The sequence below is a fragment of the Streptomyces sp. NPDC127092 genome, assembly GCF_042722475.1.
Lineage (GTDB): Bacteria > Actinomycetota > Actinomycetes > Streptomycetales > Streptomycetaceae > Streptomyces.
Window position 1 is genome coordinate 48,957 of sequence record NZ_JBHXFE010000023.1, and the last position, 14,345, is coordinate 63,301.

Sequence of the window (14,345 nt, forward strand, 5' to 3'; positions counted from 1 at the left end):
GGCGGCCCCGTCCGGTCAGCCGAGGCGGACCGGGAGGGTGCGCACGCTGTTGCCGACGAAACCGGCGTGGCTGGCCAGGCCGGCCTCGGGGACCGCGAGGTCGAGGTCCGGGAAACGGGTGAAGAGGGCCTCCAGGGCGAGGGTCGCCTCCAGTCGGGCGAGCGGTGCGCCCAGGCAGTAGTGGGGCCCGTGGCCGAGCGAGAGGTGCTTGACGGCCGGGCTCCGGGTGACGTCGAAGCGGTCGGCGTCCGGGCCGTACGCCTTGGGGTCGCGGCCCGCCGCCGAGTAGCCGGCGAGCACCGGTGTGCCCTGAGGGATCAGGGTGCCGTCGACGGTGAGGTCGTGGACGGGGTAGCGGAACGGGAAGTAGCTCACCGGGCTGTCCCAGCGCAGCGTCTCCTCCACCACGTCCGCCCAGCCGGCCCGGCCCTCCAGGACGTGGGCGAGCTGGTCGCGGTGGGCGCACAGGGCGCGCACGGCGTTGGTGACGAGGTTCAGGGTGGTCTCGTGGCCCGCGATGACCAGCAGGACCATCGTGCCGATCAGCTCGGGCCCGCTGAGCCGGTCGCCGTCCTCGTCGCGGACGGCGATGAGGGCGCTGATGAGGTCGTCGGCCGGCTCCCGGGCCTTGTCGGCGGCGATGGCGGCGAGCAGTTCGACCAGCTCACGGTTGGCGGCGACGGCCTGCTCGGGGCCGATGTCGGTGGCGACGACCTGGCTGGAGAGGTGGTGGAGCCGGTCCTGGTGCTCCTCGGCGACGCCGAGGAGTTCGCAGATGACGCCGAGCGGCAGCGGCAGGGCGTAGTGGCGGCGCAGGTCGGCGACACCGTCACCGGCGCGGGCCGCCTCGGCGAGGCCGTCCAGCAGGCTCGCGGTGACGGCCTCGACGCGGGGGCGCAGTTCCTCGATGCGGCGCGGGGTGAAGGCCTTGCTCACGAGGGAGCGCAGCCGTCGGTGGTCGGCGTCGTCCGCGGTGGTCATGCCCTGGACGGTGGCGAAGGTGCGCAGCGGCCAGCCCTCGGGTATCCGGCCCTCGGCGAGGGCGGTGAAGTGCCGGGCTCCCTTGGCCACTCCGGGATGGGTGAGGAAGTCACGCAGGGCGTCGTGGCCGAGCACCACCATGCCCTCGACGTCGCCGGGCAGCAGCACCGGGGCCACGGCTCCCCGGGCGAGCAGCCTGGCGTTGTCGGCGTGCGGGCAGCCGCCGGCCGGGTCCAGGCGATGCGGCGCTCGGCCCTCGGGGGCGGTGTGCGGGGTGTTCACGGAAGGCACTCCTGACTGCGGACGCAGGCCGGACGGAACGGGAGCGGACCGGCATCGGGGACGGTGCCACGACCGGTCAGGGACCGGCACCGTATCGACGCGGGTCCGACACCGGTCGGACACGAACGGTCAGATCCTAGGGTCAACCAGGTTGGTGCCGGGCGGAGTTGTGCCGCCCGCGGCGCCGCCGTCCCGCCGTCGCGGGCGGCGGCCGTGGAGCTCCGCGAGGCCGCGGCGGGTGGCGGCCACCACGACCCGGTCGCCCGGCCCGAGGACGCGCCCGGCGGGCAGCTCCGTCACCGGGCCGTAGCGGGAGCGGCTCGGCGGCACCCCGGCGTCGCCGCGGGCGATCACCCGCCAGGCGCCGGGCTCGAAGGCCTCGGCCGCCGGCCGTCCGTCCAGGAGCGGGTGGTCGGCGACGTCGAGCGCCGCGAACAGCAGCACCCGCCGCTCGACCGGGATGGCGCCCAGGACCTGGCGGCCCATCATCGCCCCCGCGAACGAGGGTGCCGCGAGGTGCGAGACGCTGCGGCTGCGGGTGAGGGCACCCGGGTGGACGGTGCGCAGGGTGCGGTAGACGGCGGTGGCGAAGTCGTCGTCGTACAGCCGCAGCGCGACCCGGAGATCCGGGCTGATGGAGCGGGCGTGCAGCGCGGCCTCCAGGTTGGTGATGTCGACGCTGGTGAGGGCGAGCAGGGCGCGGGCCCGGTGGATCCGGGCCGCTTCCAGGACACCCTCCTCGGTGACGTCGCCGATGACCGTGGGCACCCGCAGCCGGCGGGCGAGGGCGAGTCCGCGTGCCTCGGGGTCGGCCTCCACGCAGACCACCGGGATGTTCATCCTCCGCAGCCGGGCCAGCACCCGGGTGCCCACCTTGCCGAGGCCGAGCAGCACCACGTGGCCGGAGAGGCCGCGGGGCGGCCGGCGCAGCGTGGTCGCGCTGCGGAAGGTGCCGAAGGCCTCCAGGAGCGCGGCGATCACCACCGGCAGCAGGAGCAGTCCGACGAATCCCGCGAGGATCTGGAGGAGTTGGCGGCCGGTCGGCTCGCCGACGGCGGGATCGCCGATGGCGAAGACGTCGAGCAGGACCAGATAGGCCGCGTGCAGCGGGTGGTCGCCGGTGGTGAGGGTGGAGGCCAGGGCGAGGCCGACGACCGCGGCGAGGACTCCGGCGAGCGACCAGCGCAGCCGCCGGGAGAACAGCGAGCCGACCGGAAGTCCGGAGCCGCCGAGCCAGCCGGAGGCCTGCGCGGGCCCCTCGTAACGCACCGTCTCGAGTGCGACGATCCCCCGACCGGTGGCCGCGGCGACCTCGGCGTCCCCGGGCAGCAGCCGCGGCCCGAGCTCGCCGCTGCGCTCGGATCCCTCGCAGCCGGCCGGGTCGCTGGTGGTGGACGAGAGCAGCGCGAGGGTGCACAGGCCCGGGTCGGCGACCTCGCCTCGGGCGGGCGGGGTGCGGTCGACGGCCTGCAGCAGCAGTCCGCCGGCCTGGATCACCTTCTTGCTGCCGGCGACGGCGGTCGCGGCGAGCGCGGGTGCGGCGGTGTCGGCGTCGGACAGCACGGTGGTGGCCGCGTCGAGCTTCTCCGGGTCGAGTCCCGGTTCGGTGACGGCCGCGGCCTGGTCGAGCAGGGTGGCCAGGTGCTGGCCGAGCTTGCGGTTGTAGAGCCGGATGACCAGGCGCAGGCGCGGGTTGAGGCGGCGCGCGGTGAGCGCCGCGCGGATGTTGCGCTCGTCGTCCTCGAAGACCAGGGCGAGCGCGGCGGCGCGTCCGATGCCGGCGTCCAGCAGCACGTCGTCGTCGACCTCGCTCGTTTCCACGACCCGGACCGCCCGGCCCGGGCCCGCGCCGGACGCACCCGTCCCTCCCGGACCGCCCGGCCCGGCGGACGGTCCGGCGGCACCGGAGGAGCCCGAGGCACCGCTTCCGCCCGCGCCCGTCGCCGTCCGGGTCATCGCCGCGGTGACCCGCCCGAAGAAGGCCATCGCGCGCCCCGTACGGGCGACGGGTCGGTCGGGCGTGCCGCCGGGCGCCGGGACGAGCAGGGTGACGCGCTCGCCGTACATCTCGTGGAGTTCGGCCGCGAGACGGTGGGCGAGGACGTCGTCGCCACAGACGATCATGTGTTCGGACGACGCGGGTGCGAGGTCGGCGGAGGCAACCGGCCCGCTCTGGTGGGGGAATGAGGACACGTCACCAGGATGCCCTGCCGCACCGACAGCCCGGCCGGCCCCCTGCCCCGGTGCGAGCGGACACGCCGAGGGCCGCGCGACGCGCCGCCGTTCGGCACACCCGCTACGCCGGTCGGCGCACTTCGATCTGCGGCCCGGTGGACGCGTTCCTACGGTGGCTGAATGATCGTCACGTCAGCCGTCCGTCATACCGCCGCCGGTGCCGCGGCGCTGCTGCTCGCCCTGCCGGTCCCGTTCGCCCCGGCAGTCTCCGCCGCCCTGGCCGCTCGCCCCGCCTCGCCCGCCTCATCTGCCGCGGTCGTGGGCACGGCCGCCGCGGAGCCCACCCCGCCCGCGCGCCGTTACGTGGACCCGGCACGGCTCGACCGCGCTGGCACCCAGGTGCAGCCGCTGCGGGGCGCGCCGGCGCTGCCCTCGGTCTCCGCCCTCTCCTGGCTGGTGGCCGACGCCTCGACGGGCGAGGTCCTGGCGGCGCGCAACGCCCACAAGCCGCTGCCGCCCGCGAGCACCCTCAAGGCGCTGTTCGCGCTCACGGCGATGCCGCACCACGACCCTGACGAGCGCCATACGGTCGACGACGCCGAGCTGACCGGCATCGGCGAGGGCAGCAGCCTGGTGGGCGTGAAGGAGGGCTACACGTACAAGGTGTCCGACCTGTGGAACGGGGTCTTCCTCAGTTCCGGGAACGACGCCGTGCACGTGCTCGCCGCCATGAACGGCGGCTGGAAGTCGACGGCCCGGCAGATGCAGGAGAAGGCCCGCGCTCTCGGCGCCCGCGACACGCGGGTGGTGTCCCCGGACGGCTACGACGCGCCGGGCCAGGTCTCCTCCGCGTACGACCTGGCGGTGTTCGGCCGGGCGGGCCTCCAGGACCCGCAGTTCGTGCGCTACTGCTCGACGCCGTACGCCGACTTCCCGGCGGGCTCGTGGTCGTACGGCATCGCCAACACCAACCGGCTCCTCACCGGCGCGGACGGCGTGGCCCGCTACCCGGGACTCATCGGCGTGAAGAACGGCTACACCAGCAAGGCGGGCAACACCCTGATCTCGGCGGCCAGGCGCGGCGGCCGGACCCTGGTGGTGTCGGTGATGAACCCGCAGTGGGGCGGCGGGCTCGCGGTCTACGAGGAGGCCAGGTCCCTGCTCGACTGGGGCTTCGCCGCCGCCGGCCGCGTCCAGCCGGTCGGCTCACTACGGCCGGCCAGGGAGCCGGGCAAGACGCGCGACACGGAGCGGGTGCGTACCCGGGAACAGTCCGATAACAGCAAGCGGGAACGGGAGCGGAAGCAGCCGGAGGCGCGGGCGCAGGCCGGTCCCGAGGCAGGCGACGAACTGCGGCTCATGGCGTCCACCGGCGGCACGAGGACGGCCGAGCAGACGGCCGGCGCACGGACCACACCCGAGAAGGCCGCCCCGTCCGGCACCGCGGCCGGCCTCCCACTCGCCCTCGTGGGCGCGGCCCTCGGCGCGGCCCTCTCACTGTGGCTGTGGCGACGCTTCGGAGCACGCGGCAACTGACGCCGCCTCCCGGGTGAAGGAGGCGGGGCCGGACAAGCTCCGGACACTTACGTCGTTGGCGGACTTCCGTCGTCCTCGTCCCGGCGAGGTCGTTCGTCGCCCGTCAGGTGGCGGCGCGACCAGCGGAGGAGCAGGCGCATGAGACACACCAGGGTCAGCACCCAGACGACGGCGAAGCTCCAGATGAGGGCCGGGGCTTCGGTGGCGACGGCCGTGACGAGCAGGACGACCGCGAGGGGCGCGAGCAGGGCCGCGCCCCATCCGGTGGGGGTGCCGGACCCGAGCCGGAACCGTCGTCGGGGCCGGCCGGAGCCGAGGGCCCGGGCGAGTCCGGTGTCCGTGCAAAGGTCCTCTTCGATCTCGGCGAGGATCCGCCGCTCGCGCGGCGACAGCTTTGCCCCGTCCATCCCCGGCACCTCCCGCCCGTACGTCCGGGCCGTCCTCCGCCCGGCCACTGGGCGGCTACCCCGCACGGGCCCGCCGAACCGCACGCCTTCAGCGCGGCGCCGCCGCGGGTGGCCGCTCCGCGGTGTAGCGCTCGGCCGCGCGGACCGCCTCACGTGCGGTCCGCTCTCCCATGAGGACGCACAGCGTGTAAGCGGTGTCCTCGAACCGCCTGCGGGCCGGCACGTCGTACGGCCGTGCCAGGACCAGCCGTTCCTGCGAGCGGTAGCTCCGCAGCAGCCGGTCGATCGTGTTGCGGTCGGGGAGCAGCATCCGTTCCTCCTGTAGGGGCCTCGCCCCCCTCGTACGATCCCTCCATCGTGGGTGCACATGCTCACAAGCGCGAGCCATACCGTCACCTTCGGTGACCGTGCGGTGATTTTCCGCGTCCGGTCCCTTCCGCGTCCGGGTCCCTTCCGCGTGCGCGGGCGCCCGGGATGCCGGAAGGTCGAGACATGAACCCGAGCGAGCGGCTGCGTGTCGTCATCACCGGTGCCACGGGCAATGCGGGGACGAGTCTGGTGCGCGCGCTGGAGCGCGAGGCCCGTGTGGCGTCGGTGCTCGGCCTGTCCCGCCGCCGGCCCCGGCTGAGCCTGGCGAAGACCGAGTGGGCCGAGGTGGACCTGTCCCTGGAGGGCGACGAGCCGAGGCTCGCCCAGTACGTGGCGGACGCCGACGCGGTGATCCATCTGGCCTGGGCCTTCCAGCCCACGCACGATCCCGCGACCACCTGGCGGACCAACGTCCTCGGTTCCGTACGGGTCTTCGACGCGGTCGCGGCGGCACGCGTCCCCGTCCTGGTGTGCGCCTCGTCGGTCGGCGCCTACTCCCCCGGGCCCGGGAACGGCGCGCCCGTGTCGGAGTCCTGGCCCACGCACGGCTGGCCTGGAGCCGCGTACACCCGCGAGAAGGCCTACGTGGAGCGGGTCCTGGACACCTTCGAGCGCGACCATCCGCAGACCCGGGTGGTGCGGATGCGGCCGGGCTTCCTGTTCAAGGAGGAGTCGGCCAGCGAGCAGCGGCGGATCTTCGCGGGCCGCTGGCTCCCGGGGCAGCTGTTCCGGCCCGAACTTCTGCCGCTGGTACCGGATCTGGACGGCCTGCGCTTCCAGGTCCTGCACACCGACGACGCCGCGGACGCCTACCGGCGGGCCCTGCTCCGGGACGTGCGGGGCGCGTTCAACCTTGCGGCGGATCCGGTGGTCGACGCCGGAGTGCTCGGCGAGATGTTCGCCGCGCGCCCGGTCAAGGTGCCGACCTCGGCGGTCCGCGGCGCGCTGGCGACAGCCTGGCGGATGCGTGCGGTACCGGCCTCGCCGGATCTCTTCGACGCGGTGCTACGGCTGCCGCTGATGGCCACCGACCGGGCGCGGCGCGAACTGGAGTGGACGCCGGCCAGGACCTCGGTGGAGGCCCTGGAGGCGTTTCTGCGCGGGGTCCGGGCGGGCGGCGGCGACGCCACGGAACCGCTCGCCGGCCGCCGCTTCGGATGAGGGCGGGCGCCGCCCGGGCGCGTCCGACGGGCGCCTCCGACGGGCTCGCCTGACGGGCTCGCCTGACGCCGTGCGGCGATGTGCGGCGATGTGCGGCGCGACGCCCAAGGCTTCTTTGCCGGGGCCTCCTTCGCCAGGACCCTCCAGGGGTCGCGTCAGTCGCGGGCGGTAGGCCAGTCCACGATCCGCATGGCGGCGCCCGCCGCCTCGCGGCCCCGGCAGTGGGCGCGGTGCCGGGCGAGGAGCGCGTCGATGTCGAGGTGGCGGGCGAACGCGGGAAGCGCTGCGAGCCGAGCGGCGTAGGCCCAGAGCGCGGGGTGGTCCGCGACCCGCTCCATGGCCGCGGCGTCCAGGTGCCAGCGGTGGACGGTGTCGAGCTGGACGAGGGTGACCCAGACGGTCACGTCGGCGGCGGTGAGCACGTCACCGAGGACGTACGGCCGGCGGGCGAGGCGCCGTTCCAGGGAGTCGAGCGCGGCGAACAGCGCGGTGAGCGGGTCGCGGTGGGCCGCGGTGTCGTCGAGGCCGAGCTCACCCGCGCGCTGGGCGGCGGCGTTGACGCTGCGGGCGCACAGGTCGCCGACGGCGCGGATCTCGTCCTGCCGGTCCTCGGGGAGGAGTTCGGGCCCGTCGCCGCGGAAGCGAAGCGCGAGGTCGCGCACGATGTCGGGCACGTGGGTGGAGACGATACGGCCGGTCCAGCCGTCGCTGAGCACGGGGGCGGCGGCCGGTCCCCGGTAGAGGTGGGCGCTGGCCTCGTAGAGCGGGCCGAGGACGTCGTACCCGCCGTCGGCGGTGTCGGGCAGGGCGGGCAGGAGCCGCAGCGGCAGGGTGTCGTCGAGACCGAGGAGGCTGTGGGTCACGGCGACGCCGAGACAGTCGGGGTCGGCGGGTGCCAGGTGGAGCCGGTAGCGGTGCGGTACGGGGTAGTGCCCGCTGCGCACGTCGCGGCCGATCCGGCCGCGGAAGACCCGGTCGTCGGTGGCGGGGACGACGGACGACGGCGCGGCGGACGAGGGAACGACGGACATGGTTCTCCTGGGTGCTCGGTGCTGGGTCGCGGGGCGCACGACGGTGTCGGGACGCGCCGGAGGCAGCAGAGATACGGAGGGAGGAGCTGAGCCGTACGGAGGAGCTGTGGAGTCAGGGCCTTGCCTGGAGAGTCAGGGCCTGGCCTGGAGAGTCGGGGTCGCCCGGAGTCTTGAGCCGGAAGTCCGGGAGTCCGGGAGTCCTGGACTCCTAGAGTCCTGGAGTCCCCGAGTCCTGGACTCCCCGAGCCCTACGCCGCGCTGCAGACGCGCAGCAGGTCGATGTGGCGCCGGGAGGTGAGGACCAGCGGCCGCGGCGGTCGGACGGCGTGTGCCCGGTCCGGTGCGGCGGCGGCTCCCATGGTTCCCTACCTGTTCGCTCGGGTTTCCCGTCCATGAGTGTGGGAGCGGCGGCGGCCGCCCGTCAAGAGCCCGTCCGGCAGCTGGGCATAATGCGCGTATGCGCATTTCAGCCAAGGCCGATTACGCGGTACGGGCCGCCCTCCAGCTCGCCGCGGCCCGGGACTCCGGGCCGTTGAAGGCCGAGGCCATCGCCGACTGCCAGGGGATCTCGCACAAGTTCCTGGAAGGCATCCTGGGCGACATGCGCAAGGGCGGTCTGGTGCAGAGCCAGCGCGGCGGCAACGGCGGTTACTGGCTTGCCAGGCCGGCCGCGGAGATCTCGGTCGCGGACGTGATCCGCTGCGTCGACGGGCCCATGGTGTCGGTGCGCGGTGTGCGCCCGCCCGAGCTCTCGTACACCGGCCCCGCCGAGTCGCTGCTGACGCTGTGGGTCGCACTGCGGGCGAACGTGCGCCAGGTGCTCGACGGCGTGTCGCTGGCGCAGATCGCGGCGGCGGAACTGCCGCCCGGGGTGGTGGCGCTCGCGGAGGACCCGGAGGCCTGGACCAACCCCTGAGGGCGGCCACCGGCCCATCTGACGAGACTTCATTGTCCGCGATGCGGACGTCCCTTGGGGCGCGGGTGACCTCTCTGGCACGATCCCTACTATTCCAGTGGGGATACTAGGGATCATGTGAGGTGCCGTGAGTACGCCGAAGAAGTCCACGCGTCCCCCTTTCGCGCCGGCGGACCGACCCGGAGACCGTCCGGCGGACCGACCCGGAGACCGTCCGGCCGACAGGTCCGGCGACCGTCCGGCCGAGCGCCGTGCCGACGACGGGATCTGGCTGCGCGTCACCCGCGAGCTCGCCGACGACCTGGCCGCCGACGCGATAGCCCGGGACCGGGCGGGCAAGGCCCCGTTCGACGAGGTCGCCCGGCTCCAGGAGGCCGGTCTGCCGGCCCTGCTCACCGCGCCCGGCCCGCACGGGCGCGGCGCCGACTGGCGGTCGGCCTGCGCGGTGATCCGGGAGATCTCGGCCGCCGACGGCTCCGTCGGTGAACTCCTCGCCCACCACTCGGTCCTGTCCTGGACCACCCGCTTCCTCGGCCCGGCGGCGGGGCCGCTCGACCTGGACGCCCGCACCGCCGAGAAGGGCTGGCTGCTCGCCGGCGCGGTCGAACCGGGCGGCCCCGACGCGGATCGCGCCGGGCTCGCGCTCACCCCGGCCGGCGGCGGAGCCTACGTCCTCGACGGGCGGCGGGCCTTCGCCTCCGGCGTCACGGTCGCCGACCGGCTCGTCGTCGGCGCCCGCTGTACGGAGACGGGCGACCTGCTGCTCGTCCTCGTGGACCCGGCGCACCCGGCCGTGTTCACCGATCCGTTCCCGGACCGTGTCGGCCAGCGCCTCGCGGGCGCGGGCACCGTCACGTTCGACAAGGTGACGGTGGCGCCCGGCCAGGTGCTCGGTGCGCTGCCCCGTGACGAGCACGCCGTCGCCCCGTACCCGACGCTCGCGCCGCTCGCGCTGCGGCTGCTCCTGGTGCACGTCGGCCTCGGCATCGCCGAGGGGGCCCTGGCCGAGGCCCGGGACATGAGCCGCGCGAGCCAGGCCGTCGCGCACCACCCCGGCGCCCCGGCGTCAGGACCGTCGGTGCCGGCCTCGGCGCCCCTCGGCGACGACCCCTACCTCCTCCGCTCCTACGGGGAGCTGGCGACGGCCGCGCACACCGCCGCCGCGGTCGTCGATCGGGCGACCGACGCCCTGGCCCGCGGGCTGCTCGCGGGGCCCCTCCTGGACGTCGAGGAGCGCTCCGACATCGCCGTCCTGGTCGCCGCGGCGGAGACGGTCGCCAACCGGGTGGCCCTGGACATAACCACCCGCGTCCTCCAGCTCGTGGACCCGGCGACCGCCGCCGACCCGTACGGCACCGGCCCCGGGCCCGGCTTCGACCGCTTCTGGCGCAACGTCCGCGCGCTCACCGCCGCGGTCCCGCCGGACCACCGCCTCCGCGACATCGGCGACCACTACCTGAACGGCACCCACGCCCGGCTCACCCTCCTGGCGTAACCGCCGGGCCGGCGCGGCGAGCGGGAGCGGGCCCCGTCCGGCCGTGATCCGCCGGACCGGCCAGGTCCCGACGGCACCCGGGTCGGGACCTCCGGCCCTGTGCCCGGGCGGCCCTTGGGCCCAAGCTGGAAACGGCAGCCGCGCCGACCGGCCGGCCGCCGCGCCCGACGGACGGAGGCATCCTGATGAGTCGTGAGATCGTCGCGGGAGTGGACGGTTCCCCGGAGAGCCTGGCCGCGGCGGACTGGGCCGCGCGCGAGGCGCTGCACCGCGGCCTCCCGCTGCGGCTCGTGCACGCCTGGCGCTGGGAGCCCCTCGACCTGCCACTGGCGCAGGACCCGACGACGCAGCAGCGGGCCGCCCGCGAGGTGCTGGGCGCGGCCGAGGCGACGCTCGCGGAGCGGTACCCGGAGCTCTCGCTGAGCGCCGAGCTCATCGGCGACACGCCGGTCGCCGCGCTGCTCGGCACGACCGGGCGGGCCGAACTGCTCGCCCTCGGCTCGCGCGGCCACGGCGCCGTGACGGGCTTCCTGCTCGGCTCGTACGGACAGCAGGTCATCGCCGCCGCCACGGTGCCGGTCGTCGCGGTCCGCTCGCGTGACGGCGCGCCCGCCGAACCGCCCGCCGGGGAGATCCTGGTGGGCCAGCACGGCAGCCCGGAGGACAGCGCGGCCGTGCTGCGCTTCGCCTTCGAGACGGCGGCGGCGCGCGGGGCGTCGCTGCGGGCGGTGCGGGCCTGGAGCCTGCCGCCCCTGTTCGCGTACAGCCCGTCCTCGCTGGTGCTCGCGGACGAGGCCGGCGGACTCGTGCCGTACGAGGAGAAGGCGCTGCGCGAAGCCCTGGCGCCGTGGCGGGAGCGCCACCCCGACGTGCCGGTGACCGAGCACGTGGAGCTGGGCAGCGCCGGGCAGGTGCTGCTGTCCGGATCGGGCGCGGCGCAGCTGCTCGTGGTCGGGCGGCGGGCCCGGCGCGGGGCGCTCGGCGCGCGGATCGGCTCGGTGGCGCACGCGGCGCTGCACCTCGCGCCGTGCCCCGTCGCGGTGGTGCCGCAGGAGGTTGACGCGCAGGATTGACGAGGAGTGTCGCGCTCTCCGCAGCCGGAAAGTATGACCGCCGTCGCCCCGGTGGCCCGTTCGGCACCGGACGTCGGCGGCCTCGACGGACGAGCGGACGAGAGAGCGGAGCTCCATGCAGCACGACGCGTACGACGCAGCCCTTCCCCGGGAGGACCACCGCGGGCGGAGCCGGGGCGGACGGCACCGGGCGGGCGGCCCGCTCCACGGGCCCTTCCGCCGGGCGTTCCACCCGTCCTTCCGTCGGCCGTTCCCCCGGCCGTGGCACCGGCCGGTCGGCCGCGGGGACGACGCCACGGCCACCCGGAGCGGGCCCTCCTTCCGTACGACGGTGACCGTCGCGGGCACGCTGGCGGCCGCGCTGACGGTGGCGACGGGGCTGTACGTGATGGCGCAGGCGGGCCCCGCCGGGGCGGGGGCCACCGGCTCCCGGGCCGTGGCGGGCCGGGAGCCGGCCGTGCTGCCGGTGGCACCCGCGGCGGCGGTGGGGACCGTGCCGCGGGCCGCCGGTTCCGCGGCGCAGTACGTCTCCCAGGTGGTCACGCTCGTGAACGCCGAGCGGAAGAAGGCGGGTTGCGGCCCGCTGCGGTCCGACGCCCGGCTGAAGGCGGCGGCCCAGGGCCACGCCGACGACATGGCCTCCCACGACCACTACGCCCACGCCGGCCGGGACGGGCGCGACGCGGGCGACCGGATCACGGCGGCCGGCTACGACTGGGCGTCCTGGGGCGAGAACATCCACCGCGGTCCGCACTCGGCCGCGCAGGCGGTGGACGAGTGGATGAACAGCGAGGGCCATCGCAGGAACATCCTCAACTGCTCGTTCGAGGACCTGGGCGTGGGCGTGAACCTGGCGGCGAACGGCCCCTGGTGGGTCCAGGACTTCGCCACCCGCCGCTGACGCGGCCGACGGGTCAGGGACGCAGCGGGGCGGCGAGTTCCTGGACCCAGATCGTGCCGTCGGGGCCGGGCACCGCGGCGACGCCGGTGTGCCGGTAGCGGCAGTCGAGCAGGTTGGCGCGGTGCGGCGGGTCGGCCATCCAGTCGGCCACGACGGACGCGGGGGCCCGCTGTCCTCGGGCCAGGTTCTCCGCCCAGGAGCTCCAGGAGTAGCCCTCGGCCGTCAGACGGGTGCCGGAGTCGGTGCCCTCGGGATCGGTGTGGGCGAGGTAGCGGCGCTCGGCCATGTCCTGCCCGAACGCCCTGGCCACGGCGGCCAGTCGCGGTTCCGCCCGCAGCGGGCCGCAGCCGGCCTCCGCCCGGTGCCGGTTGACCAGCCGGGTGACCTCCGCCTCCGGACTCGGCCGCGGCGCCCGGGTCCGGCTGGGGGACGGCGAGGGTGTGGGCCGGGGCGGGGGCGGAGGTGTGACGGTACGGCTGGGGGCGGGCGCGGGCGCTGTGGTGGCGGGCGGGTGCGCCAGCGCACGGTCGGTGGGGCCGCTCGGCACCAGCAGCACCAGCGCCGCGCCCAGGGCGAGGACCGCTCCGCCGCCGACGAGCAGCCCGGGGCGGCCGGCGAGGCCGGAGCTGGCGGACGCGGCCGCGGGTGCCGCGGTCGTGTCGGCCGGGCTGCCGGGCACGGCGACCGCGGCCCCGTCCCCCGGCACCGTCGCCGCCACGGTCTCCAGGCCGGGGGCCCCGCTCCCCCGGCCCGCCCAGGCGAGCAGCGGCGGCACCAGGCCGAGGCCCACGAGCAGGCCCTCGGCGGGCGCGAGTCCGGAGCGGGTGGGTGCGCAGTGCGGGCAGGCGTCGAGGTGGCGAGCCAGTCGCTTGCGCCAGAGCGGGGAGGGCCGGCCGTCCCAGGCGGCGGTGGTGCCGGCGAGGCCGGGGCAGGGCGGTACGGCGGCGAGCGCGCGCACGAGGGCCCGGCCGGTCTCCAGGCGTTCCTTCATGCGCTGGACGCGGACGGCGGCGTGCCGGGGCGGGATGCCGAGGGCGGCGGCCAGTTCGGCGCGGCTCAGTTCGCCCGCGGCCTCCAGCCACCACAGGGAGAGCACCTCGCGGTCGTCCTCGTCGAGCCAGCGGGTGGCCTCGGCGACCTCGCGGCGCTGCCCGGTGAGGCCGAGCCGCAGGATGGCGAGGTCGGTGAAGTCGCCGGAGGGGTCGGCGAGGGTCTCGGCCCGGTCGAGGCCGGGCAGCGGCGCCTGCCGGCTCTCGCGCCAGCGGTGCCGTACCCGGTTCATGGCGATGGCGACCAGCCAGGACCGGAAGCGTGACGGGTCACGCAGGGCGGGCAGGCCGTCGAGGGCCCGGACCATCGTGTCCTGGACGAGGTCGTCGACGTCGGCGTGGCCGTCGAGGGCGCGGCCGACGATGTTGTAGACGAGCGGCATGAAGGCCCGTACGAGTGCGTCCTCGGCGCGTACGTCGCCCGCGCGCGCCGCGTGGACGAGGTCGGCGGTGCGCTGCTCGTCCTCGTGCATGTCCCCTGCTCTCCTCGGGTCCGTTCCTGGTTCGTGGAGGAGACCCGCGGGAGCGGCCGGGACAACACTTTTTTTCGCGGTCGTCCCGCCGGATCTACCCGGAGAGGTGCGGCAGGGTCGGTACGGTGGCCCCGCCGCCCTGCCGTACGGCCGCGACGACGGCGTCGTGCAGGTCGCGGCTCTCCTCCTCCGATCCGCAGGGGACCGGACTGCCCGACATGGTGAACCAGTCGGATGCGCCGCTGTACTGCACGGCCACTCGTGCCTCGCCGTCGATGTAGGTGGTGTGCACGGTCAGATCGCCCGTGAGGACACCGGCCTCGACGGTGAGCACCCCGCCACGCCCGGTGTAGACACCGGCGGTCGTCCATGATGCCCAGCTCATCCATCCAGACTCACACCCGTTCGGCGGATGCGCCACCGACGGGACCGGAACGGGGGGGAGGGGGGGTGGGAGGGGGGGGGGTGGGGGGTTTTTTCTTTTTTTCTCCGGGTT

General features: G+C 75.5%; 13 protein-coding genes. 6 read left to right on the forward strand and 7 right to left on the reverse strand.

Annotation, left to right across the window (positions count from 1 at the left end):
* Window positions 1-15: 15 nt before the first annotated feature.
* Together ACFWJO_RS20280 and ACFWJO_RS20285 are read right to left on the reverse strand one after the other, a co-directional pair.
* On the reverse strand, window positions 16-1,263 hold the full coding sequence (locus ACFWJO_RS20280) for a cytochrome P450 (protein ID WP_386866949.1): 1,248 nt from the start codon (window positions 1,261-1,263) through the stop codon (window positions 16-18).
* A gap of 129 nt (window positions 1,264-1,392) precedes the next feature.
* The gene (locus ACFWJO_RS20285; protein ID WP_386867068.1) at window positions 1,393-3,387 is read right to left on the reverse strand and encodes an NAD-binding protein; all 1,995 of its coding nucleotides are present in this window, start codon (window positions 3,385-3,387) and stop codon (window positions 1,393-1,395) included.
* 231 nt (window positions 3,388-3,618) lie between these two features.
* Between ACFWJO_RS20285 and ACFWJO_RS20290 the strand changes: the two genes are divergently transcribed.
* Window positions 3,619-4,974: a D-alanyl-D-alanine carboxypeptidase family protein gene (locus ACFWJO_RS20290; protein ID WP_386866951.1), complete on the forward strand. Its 1,356-nt coding sequence runs from the start codon at window positions 3,619-3,621 to the stop codon at window positions 4,972-4,974.
* A gap of 47 nt (window positions 4,975-5,021) precedes the next feature.
* On the opposite strand, the gene ACFWJO_RS20295 is transcribed toward ACFWJO_RS20290, so the two are convergent.
* On the reverse strand, window positions 5,022-5,381 hold the full coding sequence (locus ACFWJO_RS20295; RefSeq protein ID WP_386866953.1) for a DUF3040 domain-containing protein: 360 nt from the start codon (window positions 5,379-5,381) through the stop codon (window positions 5,022-5,024).
* An 88-nt stretch (window positions 5,382-5,469) separates the two neighbouring features.
* On the reverse strand, window positions 5,470-5,691 hold the full coding sequence (locus ACFWJO_RS20300) for a DUF5133 domain-containing protein (RefSeq protein WP_384408104.1): 222 nt from the start codon (window positions 5,689-5,691) through the stop codon (window positions 5,470-5,472).
* Between the two features lie 182 nt (window positions 5,692-5,873).
* Between ACFWJO_RS20300 and ACFWJO_RS20305 the strand changes: the two genes are divergently transcribed.
* Window positions 5,874-6,911, forward strand: a complete 1,038-nt coding sequence (locus tag ACFWJO_RS20305) for an NAD-dependent epimerase/dehydratase family protein (RefSeq protein WP_386866955.1) — start codon at window positions 5,874-5,876, stop codon at window positions 6,909-6,911.
* Window positions 6,912-7,066: 155 nt separating this feature from the next.
* Here ACFWJO_RS20305 and ACFWJO_RS20310 read toward each other — a convergent pair whose 3' ends face one another.
* Window positions 7,067-7,942 (reverse strand): glutathione S-transferase C-terminal domain-containing protein, encoded by an 876-nt coding sequence (locus ACFWJO_RS20310; protein ID WP_386866957.1) that lies wholly within the window; start codon window positions 7,940-7,942, stop codon window positions 7,067-7,069.
* 457 nt (window positions 7,943-8,399) lie between these two features.
* Between ACFWJO_RS20310 and ACFWJO_RS20315 the strand changes: the two genes are divergently transcribed.
* From ACFWJO_RS20315 to ACFWJO_RS20330, 4 genes are all read left to right on the forward strand, one after another.
* A complete protein-coding gene (locus ACFWJO_RS20315) occupies window positions 8,400-8,858 on the forward strand; it encodes an RrF2 family transcriptional regulator (RefSeq protein WP_386866959.1) in 459 nt (152 codons plus the stop codon).
* Between the two features lie 127 nt (window positions 8,859-8,985).
* Complete coding sequence (locus tag ACFWJO_RS20320; protein WP_386866961.1) at window positions 8,986-10,353, forward strand: acyl-CoA dehydrogenase family protein; 1,368 nt, start codon at window positions 8,986-8,988, stop codon at window positions 10,351-10,353.
* 185 nt (window positions 10,354-10,538) lie between these two features.
* Window positions 10,539-11,426, forward strand: a complete 888-nt coding sequence (locus tag ACFWJO_RS20325) for a universal stress protein (RefSeq protein WP_386866963.1) — start codon at window positions 10,539-10,541, stop codon at window positions 11,424-11,426.
* Between the two features lie 115 nt (window positions 11,427-11,541).
* Window positions 11,542-12,327: a CAP domain-containing protein gene (locus ACFWJO_RS20330; RefSeq protein WP_386866965.1), complete on the forward strand. Its 786-nt coding sequence runs from the start codon at window positions 11,542-11,544 to the stop codon at window positions 12,325-12,327.
* Window positions 12,328-12,340: 13 nt separating this feature from the next.
* Here the strand turns inward: ACFWJO_RS20330 and ACFWJO_RS20335 are convergent, their stop codons facing one another.
* On the reverse strand, window positions 12,341-13,849 hold the full coding sequence (locus tag ACFWJO_RS20335) for a sigma-70 family RNA polymerase sigma factor (RefSeq protein ID WP_386866967.1): 1,509 nt from the start codon (window positions 13,847-13,849) through the stop codon (window positions 12,341-12,343).
* A gap of 94 nt (window positions 13,850-13,943) precedes the next feature.
* Window positions 13,944-14,234 carry a hypothetical protein gene (locus tag ACFWJO_RS20340; RefSeq protein WP_384408120.1) on the reverse strand — a complete coding sequence of 97 codons (291 nt, stop codon included), beginning with the start codon at window positions 14,232-14,234 and terminating at the stop codon, window positions 13,944-13,946.
* Window positions 14,235-14,345: the final 111 nt, after the last annotated feature.

What these genes read in the sequence shown, in the direction of transcription:
- ACFWJO_RS20300 (WP_384408104.1), bottom strand. Translation starts at nt 5,691, where the DNA reads ATGCTGCTCCCCGACCGCAACACGATCGACCGGCTGCTGCGGAGCTAC.
- ACFWJO_RS20315 (WP_386866959.1), top strand. Translation starts at nt 8,400, where the DNA reads ATGCGCATTTCAGCCAAGGCCGATTACGCGGTACGGGCCGCCCTCCAG.
- ACFWJO_RS20340 (WP_384408120.1), bottom strand. Translation starts at nt 14,234, where the DNA reads ATGAGCTGGGCATCATGGACGACCGCCGGTGTCTACACCGGGCGTGGC.
- ACFWJO_RS20335 (WP_386866967.1), bottom strand. Translation starts at nt 13,849, where the DNA reads ATGCACGAGGACGAGCAGCGCACCGCCGACCTCGTCCACGCGGCGCGC.
- ACFWJO_RS20290 (WP_386866951.1), top strand. Translation starts at nt 3,619, where the DNA reads ATGATCGTCACGTCAGCCGTCCGTCATACCGCCGCCGGTGCCGCGGCG.
- ACFWJO_RS20330 (WP_386866965.1), top strand. Translation starts at nt 11,542, where the DNA reads ATGCAGCACGACGCGTACGACGCAGCCCTTCCCCGGGAGGACCACCGC.
- ACFWJO_RS20285 (WP_386867068.1), bottom strand. Translation starts at nt 3,387, where the DNA reads ATGATCGTCTGTGGCGACGACGTCCTCGCCCACCGTCTCGCGGCCGAA.
- ACFWJO_RS20310 (WP_386866957.1), bottom strand. Translation starts at nt 7,942, where the DNA reads ATGTCCGTCGTTCCCTCGTCCGCCGCGCCGTCGTCCGTCGTCCCCGCC.
- ACFWJO_RS20295 (WP_386866953.1), bottom strand. Translation starts at nt 5,381, where the DNA reads ATGGACGGGGCAAAGCTGTCGCCGCGCGAGCGGCGGATCCTCGCCGAG.
- ACFWJO_RS20305 (WP_386866955.1), top strand. Translation starts at nt 5,874, where the DNA reads ATGAACCCGAGCGAGCGGCTGCGTGTCGTCATCACCGGTGCCACGGGC.
- ACFWJO_RS20325 (WP_386866963.1), top strand. Translation starts at nt 10,539, where the DNA reads ATGAGTCGTGAGATCGTCGCGGGAGTGGACGGTTCCCCGGAGAGCCTG.